The 14,876-nt window shown below is 33.9% G+C and carries 10 protein-coding genes; 6 read left to right on the top strand and 4 right to left on the bottom strand.

What is annotated here, in order from left to right:
- Window positions 1-82: 82 nt before the first annotated feature.
- On the bottom strand, window positions 83-1,960 hold the full coding sequence (locus O4O04_RS08025) for a DNA/RNA helicase domain-containing protein (protein ID WP_272535302.1): 1,878 nt from the start codon (window positions 1,958-1,960) through the stop codon (window positions 83-85).
- Between the two features lie 173 nt (window positions 1,961-2,133).
- On the opposite strand from O4O04_RS08025, the gene O4O04_RS08020 reads away from it, so the two are divergent.
- Window positions 2,134-4,107, top strand: a complete 1,974-nt coding sequence (locus O4O04_RS08020; protein ID WP_272535301.1) for a tetratricopeptide repeat protein — start codon at window positions 2,134-2,136, stop codon at window positions 4,105-4,107.
- Between the two features lie 89 nt (window positions 4,108-4,196).
- Here O4O04_RS08020 and O4O04_RS08015 read toward each other — a convergent pair whose 3' ends face one another.
- Window positions 4,197-5,759, bottom strand: a complete 1,563-nt coding sequence (locus tag O4O04_RS08015; protein ID WP_272535300.1) for a hypothetical protein — start codon at window positions 5,757-5,759, stop codon at window positions 4,197-4,199.
- A 467-nt stretch (window positions 5,760-6,226) separates the two neighbouring features.
- Here O4O04_RS08015 and O4O04_RS08010 point away from each other — a divergent pair, with 467 nt between their 5' ends.
- The 5 genes from O4O04_RS08010 (at window position 6,227) to O4O04_RS07990 (ending at window position 9,959) form a co-directional block, all read left to right on the top strand.
- On the top strand, window positions 6,227-6,724 hold the full coding sequence (locus O4O04_RS08010) for a hypothetical protein (RefSeq protein ID WP_272535298.1): 498 nt from the start codon (window positions 6,227-6,229) through the stop codon (window positions 6,722-6,724).
- Window positions 6,725-6,730: 6 nt separating this feature from the next.
- The gene (locus O4O04_RS08005) at window positions 6,731-7,579 is read left to right on the top strand and encodes a hypothetical protein (RefSeq protein WP_272535296.1); all 849 of its coding nucleotides are present in this window, start codon (window positions 6,731-6,733) and stop codon (window positions 7,577-7,579) included.
- 134 nt (window positions 7,580-7,713) lie between these two features.
- On the top strand, window positions 7,714-8,418 hold the full coding sequence (locus O4O04_RS08000) for a ParA family protein (protein WP_272535294.1): 705 nt from the start codon (window positions 7,714-7,716) through the stop codon (window positions 8,416-8,418).
- The gene (locus tag O4O04_RS07995; protein WP_272535293.1) at window positions 8,415-8,936 is read left to right on the top strand and encodes a DUF3102 domain-containing protein; all 522 of its coding nucleotides are present in this window, start codon (window positions 8,415-8,417) and stop codon (window positions 8,934-8,936) included. The genes O4O04_RS08000 and O4O04_RS07995 overlap by 4 nt, the downstream gene beginning before the upstream one ends.
- 435 nt (window positions 8,937-9,371) lie before the next feature.
- Window positions 9,372-9,959 (top strand): helix-turn-helix domain-containing protein, encoded by a 588-nt coding sequence (locus tag O4O04_RS07990; RefSeq protein WP_272535292.1) that lies wholly within the window; start codon window positions 9,372-9,374, stop codon window positions 9,957-9,959.
- A 29-nt stretch (window positions 9,960-9,988) separates the two neighbouring features.
- Here the strand turns inward: O4O04_RS07990 and O4O04_RS07985 are convergent, their stop codons facing one another.
- Together O4O04_RS07985 and O4O04_RS07980 are read right to left on the bottom strand one after the other, a co-directional pair.
- The gene (locus O4O04_RS07985; RefSeq protein ID WP_272535291.1) at window positions 9,989-13,531 is read right to left on the bottom strand and encodes a vWA domain-containing protein; all 3,543 of its coding nucleotides are present in this window, start codon (window positions 13,529-13,531) and stop codon (window positions 9,989-9,991) included.
- Window positions 13,521-14,768, bottom strand: coding sequence for an AAA family ATPase (locus O4O04_RS07980; RefSeq protein WP_272535290.1), 1,248 nt, complete (start codon window positions 14,766-14,768; stop codon window positions 13,521-13,523). Before O4O04_RS07980 ends, O4O04_RS07985 begins: the two co-directional genes overlap by 11 nt.
- Between the last annotated feature and the right edge of the window lie 108 nt (window positions 14,769-14,876).

Below are 14,876 nucleotides of genomic sequence, written 5' to 3'. Positions count from 1 at the left end.
GTGTTTCATTTAATCTATTCCTTGTTATTAAATTAAAATTGATTTACAAGATAAACTTATAAATCAATTTTTCCTTCCCCATCTATTTCCCTATCATCAATCTAGTTCTAAAATACTCAGCTAAATTCTCATCTTCACAATACACATAACAACCTTTCATTCCTCGGGTCATTAAAGTTCGGTATGTATTCTTTATGATTTTGTCCAAGACAGCCTTGCCCTCTTCTGGATTTTCTTTTAGCAACTTTTTTGAACCTTTTACGGATTGATCCATTTTCGATCTGGCTAATGGGTTGGTGACAATTCTTCCATCAAGATAGGTTAAATCAGTTCCTATAATCACTCCAATGTAGTCTAACTCGAGACCTTGGCATGTGTGAATGCATCCAATTTGATGAATTGATTCTGGTTGAATAATCCACAAGCTTCCATCAGAAGCTAAGTTCCATTGTTTTGCGAAATTGAATTTCGGGATTATAATATCCATTGCTTGGGGATCTTTTTTACTTATCCAGTCCCAGCAGTATCCAGCTACAACACGAGCCGAATTTCGAATTTCATTTTTCTCCTGAATTGTTGTAAATAATTTATTAGGATCTGAAAATACTTTAAAATCATAAGAATTATCTGAAAGGTCAACGTTAGCTGTTTCTCGAATTTGTAAAGTATGGTCTAACCATGCTAAGTAACCATCGGAACCGCTACAACGAAATTGAGAATTCAGTTTTTCATATTCAACTTTCACTCCATACATTGAGGCACAACGCTCGATCTCTTCTTTAGATCCATAGTCAGCCAACGCAACTCTTTGATCTTCATCTAGAAAAAAGATCGAAGTTTGAGAAGAATGAATTATTTCTTTGATTTGGTTTTCGCCTTGGTTGCGATACAATCCGCTAAATTGATTCAATCTATGAGCTTCATCTACAATTAAAGTATCGTATTCTCTTTCTTTAGTCGCAATGAAGCTTCCCGATCCAGAAAATAGAAGGCTAGTTGCAGAAATAGTTTTACCACCTGATCTCAGTTTATTGGAATAAACTGCTCTAGGAGCTGCATTTTTGGAAACATAGCGGACATTTTGACTTTTTGAAGTTAATCGAGCAAGAAGGTTAATTGCGACAACAGATTTTCCAGTACCTGGACCACCTTCGATCACAAATACCCTTCTGGTATTCTGTTTTTTTTGAAGTGCCATTTGTTTCGCTTTTTCAAAGACAATTTTTTGTTCATCTATCATTATAAATTCCGGATTTCCTTCTAGTAAAGATAGAACGGACTCTGCTAATTGCTTTGATGGTCTTATTGGAGATTTTTCTATTATCTCGATTGTTTTACCTTCATCTCCTTTTTCAATTTTTGATTCCAAAAATTCTCTAAGCTTTCTTCCATCCTGCTGCAGAAACACGGGTGCTTTTTCTAAATATTCATTATAGATAGGATTCAATATCGCTTCGTCATTTTGAAAATAATTATGTAGGTAAGCACATGGGTTTAATTGGATATTCTGAGTATAAACATTTTCATTAAAGCTTTCCAGAAGTGTAGAATAACTCCATGCCTGGTAAGAGGGATGGCTAGTTAGTCTAAGCCCTCCTCCTAAATACGTTTTTACCAATCCATCCAGTTCTGACTTCTCAGCAGATTCCCATTGTTTCAATTCGACTATTGCTACAGTTGAATTTTGAGATTTATTGTATCCCGATAATAGAACGTCTACTCGCTTCGATGTTGATGGGATATGATATTCAATAGCAACGCCTGTAGAGTCTGGCAATCGACATTCTCGAAAACCGATAACTCGACTAAATGCTTCCAATGAATTTTTCCATGATCTAAGTTCAGAACCAGATACTCCCCACCCTACCCGAGCTATATAACTATCACGAATTATGCCATCGATTTGGTTGGAATCAATATCCTTTAAAAATCCATTTATGTTAGATTTGTATATTAGCATTTTATTCCCAATAGGACTTTATTAAATATTAATCGCTTATCGTATAGGAATTTATTGGAAATTATTTGAAAGATCTAGTGACTTTTTCCATACTTGATTTTGATTCCATCAATTGTAAAGTTTTTCTATTTGCCTATATCATTTTACATTAAATAATGTGATCTAGACTACCGATGGAAATCATTTACAATCTCGACGATCTTCTTTTTACTCTTTTTCCAGACATAAAAAGAGATGATGAAAAGTCCATACTCCAAGAACTCTCTCGTTATTATGCAATAGGCTCTTATCAACCAGAAATCATACTAGATAGGGACAGAGTTAAAATCAAAATTGAAATAGATAAGTTAGATTCTTCCACCAAAGAATATAATCGAGCAATTGGCCTTTGTGAAGCAGGCAAATTTCAAGATGCCAAAATACTCCTAGCATCCTTAATTGAGAAAAATCCAACAAGTTCTGATCTTTACCGTATGCTTGGTCAAATCCACTCAGAAGAAGGGGATCAAGAAAAAGGGATCAATTATCTTATCGAAGCACTCAAATGGGACAATAAAAATAAATATGCTCTAACTATGATGGGGAATATTTTCTTTATTTATAAATCTGATCCAGATACGGCACTTATTTATTTTAATCAGGTATTAAAAATCGATCCTAACGACTTCCTGGCACTAAATAATATTGGAAGTCAACTAGGCAAGCTTGGAAGATTTAGTGAAGCAAAGACTTATTTTGAGAGAGCCTTACGGTCAAATCCAGAATTTCCTAATACCTATCAAGGGTTAGGTTTAATATCCGATAATTCCGGAAATCTCTTTGAAGCATTTAATTACTATCTTAAAAGCCTAAAATTTAATCCCAAAAAAGATGCCCTCTTCGAGAAAACCTTAGGAAACATCATCGAACTCAGCACTCGAATCATTGAATCAAAAACATCTAGTTCACTTATCAATGACTTTAAATCCAATCTCGAAATTCGAGGGAAAACTCCTATTGAAATTAAGGCTTCCCAAGAAGTCCCTTACTACGCCAAAATAGAATATGCAGAAATATATGATAGAGACAGGCATATTATAAAATACAAACCAACAAAAATTGGAATTGATCATCTCGTTATGCATGAGTTGGCTCACCTAATGTTTGCCTTAGATGCGAAAGAAAATAATAAATACCAGCTAATTGCTTCAAATGAAAAAAATAAATCTGCTTTTTATGAATTTTCCAATTCCTCTATTTTAAAATTACGTAAACGCGGAGTAGTTGAAACTGATATTTCGAATTTCTTAACTGCTGTTCAAGAAGGAATAATTTCTCAAGCTTTCAACACACCGATTGATTTATTTATAGAAGATTATCTATACAGAAAAATTGAAAATTTAAGACCTTATCAATTCCTTTCTTTATATAATCTTGTCCAAGAATCTATTAAGGCTGTAACAGATCCCAATATATTAGAAATAGCATCCGAGCTCGTCGTCTCGAAAAGTAAAATTTATAACCTAGTGAATGCCTTCCAATTTAGAGACCTCTACAATATAGATATGGAAGAGCTATTTAATGCAAACCCGAAAGAAAGAAAAATAGCAGATAGCTTTTATAAAGAATTTCTTAGTCACAAAGAATCTAAAAAACCGGGCATTGAATACAAATTAATTGATAGTTGGTCAAATCGACTAGACCTCGACCGATTCTTTTATCTCGTCATCGAAGAAGATTACCTAAAACAAAAAAAACTTGAAGAATCATTTCAAGAGACTGCTCCGTTAGAGGGAGTCAAATCGCAAGAAGTATCAGAATCGGATCTAGAGATGGCAAAGTTTCTTCGGAACCAGGAGATTGAAGGCGTCAACAAATCTATAATTTTTTATATGATAGGTGCTCTTGAGTATTTTAAGAATATGTCCATTGACAGAATTAAAGTAATCGCAATGGAAATAGCTAGAATAGGAATGAACGGAATCAGTCCAGATAGAGATGGCTACATTGTTACTAGTATACCAGAAAAAACATTTTCGGGTAATCACCTATTAGCATACTACTATGTGAGTTGGAAATTAGCAATTCCAGAAATGGTGGATAAGTTACAATTGCCTTTTCGAGAAGAATTTGATTTGGCAGAGAAGATGTATAAGTCTGGAAAATAGAATATTTTTTTATAATATTGCATACTTTAAAGGAACCTATCCCTTACATCGTCAATCAGTCCTAATTTTATTTCAATTATATCATTCGCTCAAATGGATATTGAAATACGAAAATCATCTCCCTTCTGTGTAATTTCCAATGATGGATCATCACAGTCCTTGTGAGCGGAAAGATTCATGCGATCTACATCTTGCTTAAATGTTCTTTTTATATATGCAAGCCAATCATATAAAACATCGTAAGCATGGTCTGGGGGTTGCTGATTGCCAATACCGTTGAATTCCTCTAATCTCCAATAGTCAATTTTATCGGAACATTTATTCGGCACTAGAATTAGATCAGAATTATCCAATTCAACGTCATTCAATTGCGCGATGTCGTCTTCCCTAAATATGTTTGTGAAGCCTGCCATATAGGATTCACCATTCTCAAATTTGATAATATAAATATAATATATTTCCAAAGATATTTCATCTAAGTAAGAAAAGGAACAATTTTGAAATTCTTTGCCTGCTACCAATAACTCGAAATTATTTTTTATAGGATGGATACTTGCGCCAATCAATGATTTATCGAATAGATTGCCTTGGTTCCAATCTTGCCAAGGAAAAGGAGGAGTCATAAAATATTCTGGATCTTTTGCAATGGACTCTTCGTTTAGTCTGTTCAAATCATTAATCATTCTGATCTCATGTTTAAGTAAAGATTGAATATTTTTTATTCTCCAATTTTTATTGTGTCGAATACATTCCTCCCAAATTCTTAGAATGCTACCAATCCATTTGCTCATGTTGACTTTTGGTCCAAATCGATCTAAAATATTATTGTATTCTTTGCTAATTGCATAATCGTTATTTTCCAATTTTATTAGATCCAATAAAAATGAGATTTCTACGTAGGATAAATATTCATTCTTAAAGCAATTATTCAAAAAATTGAAAACTTTATTGGTTAGAGAAGGCAGATGAGGAACTATTTTTTGAACGTAGGGATCTTCGACAAAATGAATTATTTTGTCGAATTCATTGTAAAAATTTTCCTTTTGAAAAATATACAATTGCAATTTCCTAATTATTTTCCAATTTTTTTTCACGATTCCAACTAATTCGGCAATAATTTCTGGCTTATGAACTAATACAACTTCGAGGGATTCGCGCATCAATGGATGTTGATCATTCCACAATTCTTTTTGAATCAAGCGATAAGCAAGAATGGGATTCGTTTGGCAGAGTTGAAAATACGGCTGGGAATGAATAGAAAGCTTTAATGCTTTCCAAGTATACAAAGATGTAACAGGCCAGTCTTGGAATAATTTTCTCTTATCCTTTGGAAAATATCGAAGCCATTTATCTATTTCCATTTGCATTTTATGCCTTTTCCTTCGCCAAGTTCGACGGGAATTGGTTATAGTTTTCTCATATATTTTATCCATTGCGAGAACCGCTTCAAGAGTGAGTTGCTTAAAATTAAATTCTGGAGCGGACAATCGCTCCGTTCTGGACCCATCAATTTCCATATAATAGTATCCCAAATAAGGCCAAACTTCTAGGGCATATGTTTCTGAGTAAAATCTGAATATCAATTCTGGAATATCTTTCGACTCATTAAAATAAACGAATATTGCTTTGTCATCGCGAGGATTCTCTTTCATTCTACTCGAGAGTATGAAGTTTATCGAGTGAAGTTTTCGGAGAAAAATATTCCTAAAATATTAAAATCCGCCCTCTTTTCTTTTTCCTGACTTCTGACAATCCATTATGACTACAGCTTAATTTAACTTTGTTTCTAAATGCTCGGCATAAATATTTTAAAAGCATTTCGGTTTTTTTAGAATCCTACATTGTTAAATAGTGATGACAAATTAATATTTTGAAACAACCTAATAATTACTTCATAGAGATTAAAATGATTAAATTCTCTGAATCCAAAACCCATTGGTATAATTAATTTTATTAAATTTGATTAAAATATTGTAGCTTATTTTTTCCTCGTTTTGCAAATTATCGTGATATGACGTTTAATGTTTTCCATAAAAAAAAGGCAGTCCAAAACTTAAGAACTGACTTTAGAAATGCTCATTACTGCATCAATATTTGGCATGATAAATGAGGGAAAGCAATGGGTAATCGTGATGCATTGCGTTTGCCGGTGGTTAGTCATGGAGCAGAATATCTTGCTATGGGATATTTGATGAGAAGAAATATACTTACTTATAAAGCTCCTCCGAATAATGAGGGCTATGATTTAATAGCAATTCATCCTGACCCTAAGAGATCTGGAAAACAAATCCGCATTCAGGTGAAAAGCAGATACCAGACAGACTGTGACCGAGCATTTCCGGTGAAAGATAAATCATTTAACGCATTTGATTATCTAATTATTGTTTTTCTGAATATCGGATATTTCTATAAAAAGAGACCGTCGATCGAAGGAATGAAAGAACCTGAATTCTATACGTTATCTAATGAGTTTGTGAGAATTAATCATAATATTGTTGATTCCGGCTGGCAGAAAGTTAAAACAAAAAATCTCAATATGGAGGAATATAAAAATGAAAAAGGATTTGAGCTAATCGCAGAAGAATTGAATATAGATTATCCATCTAGAGAGAAATGACTTAAAATGAAAATTTTAAAAGGTCAGTATAACAGTTCAATTACCCGCGTTCGACCAGTTTTTCAAAAATTGTTATATCAATCTGACAAATTTTGGTTACGTAACTTACTGAAATTATTTCCAAAAGCAAATCCTATCTCAACTAGCTATATTGATAATTCAATCAACATACTCAATCTTCAGTTGAGGAAGTATAAGGATAGAATCTTAAAAGAATATAATATTAATTTTATAGGTTTAGAACAGTGTTTCGAATTTAAACTTCCACCTTCAAAAGATTTTCTAAAATGGTTAATTGAAAATCCTGACAAATTAAAAGTTCCAAAAAAGGAAAAAAATAGCGAAAATACAAAATTAAAAAGAAAGGCTCTGATAGTAGGAAACATGGAAGTAAGAGTCGAGGCTTTAAAGGAACTAGAAAAGTTAGGATCTGAAAGATCTTCAAAAAAATGGTGGGCATTCGAAGGTTTCACCGAAGTTGACTGCCTTATTGAAACAGATCAATTCATTCTTGCAATAGAGGGCAAAAGAACTGAGGTAGGCCCGTCTGAAGGTGTAAATTGGTATTCCGAGAGGAATCAAATAATCAGAAATATTGAATCTGTTAAGCAATATGCACGTAATAAAGAATACGCAGTTCTATTGATTGATGATAAAAAAGAATTTCAAATGACGAATGAGATTATCGAAAAGAGCATTCCTCACTTAAATGTAGCTGAGCGAACTGAGTTGCTATCACATTATCTTGGTTCAGCATCATGGCAGGAAGTATGTGAAGTAACAAATATTGATTATAGCTCATTGCCTGATACTACATTTGATGCAGTCAGAAATATGAAAGGTGTTTCTATTTAAAAAGTCACAATCCGCCCTCCCCTTCCCCAGTTTATCATCTGAATTGTTCTTCAATTTTATTATGTCACATAAAAATCTAAGTAAATCGGAAAAATGCTTTTCCAATTTCTATTGAATTAGTCATGATGATGTATATGCCAAAAGTAATTTCTATTGCCTCGCTAAAAGGTGGCGTTGGGAAAACAACATTAACTGTCTTCCTTGCTCAAGCACTTCCTAAAAAAATACTTTGCATTGATTTAGATCATAATAATAACCTCACGGACTATTTCTTAAGAGAAACGGATGTAGAAGAAATTGAAAGCAAGTCTATTGCGAAAGCCTTCACTGGTTCTAGCTTAATCCAAGATTGCATTCTTAAATCACCCTTGGGTATAGATGTAATTCCAACTACTCCTAGATTATCAAAGACGATGCTTTCACTCAGCTGGGATGGCGGATTGCAACAAAGGTTTAGAAAATCAGTTCACGAATTGGGATATGATTATATATTAATTGATACACCTCCAGCTTTATGCATGGAAATGAATCTTGGAATTTTTGCGGCAGACCTTGTGCTTTCTCCAGTTGGATATTCAAGATGGAACTTTCAAGGCTTCGACGAAATCAAAGCAGTATATGATCTTGCAAATCAATCTTTGGACAATAAAATCAAAATTTTAGCGATTAGAACAATGGTATCCGAAAAGAAATCTCAGGCAATGGAAGACCTCGGAGTAAAGTTTGCAAAAACTTTCATTCCGAAATCAGAATCCATAGCAACTTGTGTAGATATGGCTAAGCCATTGTCAGAGAAAAATAAAAGTATATTTATGGAATTGGCGAAAGAGATAAAATGAAATCTAGAATAGGAAGCATAACTGGACCACGTCCAGGATCCTCAAACAACAAAGAAGTAATAAAAGTTGAAGTTGATAGAACAATTCAAGAAATTGTAGAACTTCATAATTCTACAATTGGAAACCTTAATAATGCAATCCAGAACTCAATCCTCATTGGAGAGAAACTCTCTGCCAAAAAAAGAGAATTGGGTCATGGCAATTGGCTTCCATGGGTTGAATCAAATCTTCCTTTCCAAGAAAGAATGGCTCGCAATTACATCAGAATGTATGAGAATAGAGATTTTCTAAATCGGCAACCGGTTGCCGATTTGAAATCGGCGATAAAACTCCTTTCTGATGAAAACCAATCGCAGGCTAAGCCTGAAGATTCACCAAGATTACTTTACAATCGATGGAAAATGGGCGGACAGGTTTCCAAGAAGGAAAAAGCTTTAATAAAAGAATTACTCCAACAAACATACCAAGCAACAGAATCCAAACTGAGTAAAATTAAAAAGGAATTATCTAAATTATAATTGGAAAGCATTTTGAATACTTATCATTTACAATTACAAATCATTGATCAGGCTTCGGATTAAAAGTATTAAACTTATAAATTTTTATAAAAAATTCTTGTACTTAATTTAGTTTGGTTTAGTATGGTTACAGGTTCCCAGAACCGAACTTCAGATTACCCAAAAGGTCAGAGCTGCTAACTCTGGCCTTTACTTCCTCCCATTTTTTAGAGACATAATTTACTTGACTAAAATACATCCATAAAGTTATGGTACGTACGTTCGTGACGAGACATAATCTCTGAATCCTTTAGCAGAGGAAAGAACATGGTAAATCTGAGGAATAATCCTCAAAAATAAATATCCTACAATAGAGTAGGGGACCTATACGTTCGGACGGAAAAATTTGAGTAACTCCGCTCCCTGTGCGAACTATATCTGGAGTATGAGGAATGTATGAGAACTGGAACTTGGATTTCAGCTTCGATCGAAGCCTTACCAATTAATTCATCTGCCAAGATTATCCTTGCAGAGATAGAAAATTTACACAAATCAAATTCATGCAGGGCAGGGAATAAACATTTTGCAAAGATACTTGGCATTTCTACTGAGTCAGTATCTCGCATCATTTCCAAACTTAGAGAGCTAGGTTATGTTACTCAAAAATCTTTTGATGGAAGAATTCGTACACTAGAACCTACGTATAACGAATTGGAAATTAAACCTAAAGAATACAAGTCAGCATCACATAAAAAGAATAATCAGACTTTTCAGAAAGCTCAAAGCAGAGATGATGCAGATATCAAACCAGTCTTTGCTCAGAAGACTAGTCCTCTTGTACATAAAGAACAAACAAAAAAAATATTAAATAATATGAGCATTTTCAAAAATGATAAAAAGTTAAATCCTAACAATTGGAAAACTTTTGTAGACTGGGCTGTTACTAAATTCTCAGGCTCAACTAGGGAACTCTTACTCTCATTAGATTCTCCAAATGCCAATTTGCCACCTACAATTAGAATCGCTTGGGAAGCTTGGTCATGAAAAAAAGGCTTAATGATTAAAAATACAGTTTAATAAACTGCTTTTGCGAGAGTTCGAACAAGTTCTGGTATTTTGGGGATAAGATCAGTTGGTTTTGAAAAATGCTCTGCATAGGTTGCTACTTTTGCAAAATCGTCGAAATAACTATTTTTTTCAGAGTCCACATTCAGATAAACCAATCGAATTTTATCATTTAGGACTTCCTGCATAGCAAGTATAGTATCAGATAAAGCAGAGGCTCCATCATAATTTACACCTGAAGGTTGGCCGTCAGATAGAAAGAAAAAGTATTTCAATTCATGCTTACTTTTTTTTAGATATTCCTTTACAAAGCGTATGAAATCGCCATCTCTATTGGAGCCACCAGAATGAAAAGAAGATACGCAAAGTCTATTTTTTGCCTTATATACATTAGTTGATGTTAGGCTGTCGAATCCCATATAACTGATTTTTTCTGCGAAAACTTCTAATGCTTTTCCAAACAGCATAGCGAAAACTTTCTCTACGTCCAAGATTGTTAGTCCCATGTTCGAATCAGCGATTCCTCCTGTGGAGCCACTCATATCCATTCCAATTACTACTTCTAAACTTGTTTTTTTTGCTGTTGATAGATCAGCTTCAAGAAATTCAAAGAATCCAACTTTTTCTCTACCAGAAAGGATTTCAATTAGTTCTTCCATATCAATTTCACCTTCATAGGCATTCAATTCTTGTTCCAAAATTTCATTTGGACGTATGTATCTAGCTAGCTGTTTTTCAATTTCTATCTCAACATCCTTAAAGTGCGACAAAGCTGTAAGAAAAGTTTTATCTTCATTTTTGATCGGTACTTCCTTAATTTCTACGAGTCGAGTTTTAGAATTGGTATGCGGAGATAATGATCGGATCGTTTTTTTTCCTGCACCTTTCCTTTTGACTTTTTTCGTAAGTTTTTCTTTAATTTTATCGAATAATCCTTCCTTCTTATCTTCAGCTAACTGCTCGTCAGCCTTTGTTCTCGTAGACACATCAGCAGTTCCTTCTTCTTCGTAAGAGATTTCTTCAACCTCGAAAATTTCTTCATCGTTGATAGGTTGAAGAAAATCTCTAGATTTGAGTGCGGTAATATTTTCCTGAATACTTTCTCTATATTTCTGTGGGTTATTATTATAATCTTCATAAAGAGCTTGTAAATCTTCTTTGCTAAGTGGAGATTGCGGATGATTTGGACTAGCGGGTCCCTTGGGCGGAGATGTCCCTCCTGCACCATGGGTACCTTTTTCAATTGGCTCTTGCTCATCTAGATCATGTAGAAATTCTAACTGCCAATAGCTAAGGACTTCATAAATTTCTATAGAGATTGGAACTGCTGATAATGGATTTTCATGCTTCATATTTTTTAATCTTTCAATCCAGTTCTCAGACATATCTTCAATACTGCGGAACCGGCCTTTAGATAAGGGTAGATTAAAAATATTCTGTAATCGTATCTCAGCTTCTGGACATTCTTCTACAATTTTATCCCAGATACCGGAAGCCATTTCAGAAATATAGGAAAGAAGTAGAAAAGCTATCGAACGATCTTCGTTCTGCCAATTTGCAATAGAAAATACAATATTCATAAATGGAATTACATCTTCTGAAATGGAAATTAATTTAGATTCTAGTAAATATTTTTCGATCCGAAAGTCTTCAGTAATATTATGGATTGTTTTAAACAATGTAGGCTTTTCTAATTTATAGGTGTATCGATTTAAATCAAAATTAAAAGATCCAAAAATGATATGAGAAGCTTCATGGAGACCTAAACCTACAAACAAAGTTAAGTTTCTATTTTCCTCTAAAGGATATTTTGGATCCTTGAAGTGATTTAATTTCTCAGGAAGATAGATGGAATTTCCGTAGGTATAGGCTCCACGCACTCCAGCACAGATTTCAATTCCACCCACTAAGAAAGTTGTCTGGCTTCTGATAAATGGCAATGCATCTTCAAAGCGAACTGCACAATGATAATCATAAATTGCAGCTTCAGCAACGAAAGCTGGATTTCTTTTGAAAGCGTCCATCACATCGGAATGGTAATCAGGAATTGAATTTACATCTAATTTCTCGAACTCTTCCAAAAATAAATCATCTAGGTCACATGAGAAAGCGACTTCCATCAATTCTTTCATTTCATCATTGTAGGCTACAAATTTTTCTAAAAAGGGTGAGTAAAGTCTTAATCTGCCTTCTTCTATCAGTGGCAAAACGAAACTCATCTTTTGAGGGAACTCAATGCGTTGCGTAAGTAATTTGGGGTATAATTTGTCGATATAATTCAGAAAACTTGCATGAAAAGAATCGATAGCCCCTGTACGTTTAAATGCCTCAAAAATATAATCAAAAAAGAAAAGTCTAATAAATTCCATTTCCAATCGAAGAGATGAATTTGTTTTCTTCAGTATGTATAAGAATTCGCCTCTTCTTCTCATAAAACGCTTGTCAGGTTTTAGTGTTATCAGAAGTTTTAGGATAATTTTGCGAAGCCCACTTTCAATATTTCGAATTTTTATATCTGATATAGCTGTGAGAATGTTTCGGATGAGAAATAATAAAATCTTCGGATCAGTTTGGTAGCTAGTTTTTAAGCTAATAAATGAATATGATGTAAATAGAGAAAGTACGAAGGGGATCTTTTCCTTCGGAAGTCGAAAAACTTCATTCCAAACAAATGTCTCAAAAGGATCTCTTGGATTTCCATAAGTTTCTAGAAATGATTTAAAATCATTCAAAATTTCTTGGTTTGCATCCTCAATAACGGGAAAGCATTGCATGGTTCTTTCATAAAAATGGGTGTCAATTTTTTTATTTGTACCTGAAGGATTACGGTATCGTTTGTTTAACACTTTCATCGCAAACCCAGTTTCAGCAGGGAAGGGCGCTATAATAAATCTTTTGAATATAGATTCGATAAGAATCTTTTCGCCATTGAGGTACGCTAACTTTAAGGCTCTTATAATGGCTGGTTGTCCTAAAAAATCTTCGGATTCAAGTATTGATTCTATCGGTAAACTGCTTATGTAGAGATTTCTATGATATGAAAGCAGATTTATATATCCAGTTGCTTTTTTGTTATCATATAAACCTGAAATCTCATAAAAGTTTGTGCTATTGAAAAATTCAGAATACAAAAACATTCTGTCCAAATCATGAACGCCAACGCGGATTGCATTCTTCAGAAACTCAGATGCAGTAATTTCATCCACAGGGATTTTGAAAAATCTGCGGTAGATGGAGAGTACTTTACTCTCTGACACAGTTTTTAATACTTCAGCGAGAAGATAGGGATTGATACTTTGTGACAACAGACTTGAAATTATATCAAATTCAAAATTCAATCTTCCTTCAGGAGTATTCTTTCTTTTTCTAATATAATCTAGAAATTTATCATCACTTAAAAGTATAATTAGATCCGAGATATTAGTTTCATCTAAGTATACAGTATTTGATTGATAAAATAAGTTGGCCTTTTCCGGATAGTTTTCAAAGTTCTCCCGAAATCGGATTCGAACTTCTTTCGGAATAAGACCTTTAATCTCTTTAACTAGCAACTGAAGTTTCCCCTGAATTAGGTTTCAATAATTTATTTGAAATTATTTTCGTATTGAAGGAAGAATTATCAGCCATCAAAGCAAACGATTTAGCTAGAGATTCTACCAATTGCAGCGTAGTTGTTTTTGATAATTGTCTGTTTCTATATTGTCCATAGCATGCTTGGTCAATCACGATACGAGTGGCATAGCTTTGGCATAAGTAAGGATGAAAATTCTTTTCTCGCATAGCAACATAATGACGAATAGCGGAAGACTCAATGCGAGTAGATGTTTCATGAATAGAAAGTGATTCTAAATCTTCTCCTTCGATGAGTTTGGAAAGTCCCAATTGTTTCATCACGGGACTCTTTCCATCTTTTTTCAATTGGTAGAGGGTCTCTGTAAACCTTGACAATACTCGTGAAAATTCAACTTCTGGGTAGGCCTTGCCCTTGAGATTTTCTAAATAAGTTTTGATTTTAATTTGTTCAAAACCTCTGTAAATACTTTTATGATCATTCACCCAATATGTATATTCTGGTGTTGCGGAAGAAGGATTCCCTGTCCAAAAGTCTACCCAAGAAGCTGAAGTGTTTACTATTTTTTTAATATAAAAATTACCTCTGTCATCAATGCCACGCTCGGAAAGTTTTATTCCAAAAAGGTTCTGAATAGCGACATCATTCTGCTTTCCAGATGAAAGATAAGCTATATATGCTTTGAAATCAGGATTCCATCTATCGAAAGTAAAATGAATAAATCGATCTGCAACAGATTCTTCTAAATCCTTTGAGATCATATCTTGCGAAGGATTGTAAGAAATAACAGCCCAAAATCCTGGCTTCCCTTGCACTACAAATCCATCTTGTCTTTCAATGGACCTTCTATCATCAAAAGCTGAGTTAAGTCGCTTCTGAACATCTTCCTTCAGGAGATTGAACTCGTCCCCATAAAATATTCCAGGTTCTGCAAGTGCTCTAATTAAAGGTCCACTTGAATAAGAAGTCACACTTGCTCCATCCTTTACGCTAAGCATGGGCAAAGAAATAATATGAGATTCGGAAGTTCTAGAAGAGCAGTTCTTTGAATACAGATTCTTCTTTAAGATCTTTGCTACTTCTTGAATGACTCGAGTCTTTCCTACACCAGGTGGACCATCAATAGCCGAGTGGCAACCCAGTTGATAAGCCAATATCAATCTTTGTAATTCATCCAGACCTTCATAACAAACTTGATTTGCGATATACATTCCCATATTTAAACCATCTCTGTAAAAAATAATTACTAATAGAATTCTTCTGTTGGATTGTTAGACGGTTGTCTACTTATGAGCAGAATTAAATGTGAAAAAATTAAAGAAATA

The sequence above is a fragment of the Leptospira sp. GIMC2001 genome (assembly GCF_028462125.1).
In the GTDB taxonomy this organism is placed as follows: domain Bacteria; phylum Spirochaetota; class Leptospiria; order Leptospirales; family Leptospiraceae.
Note: the sequence above shows the minus strand (reverse complement) of the source record. Positions and strands in the feature narration are given on the sequence as shown.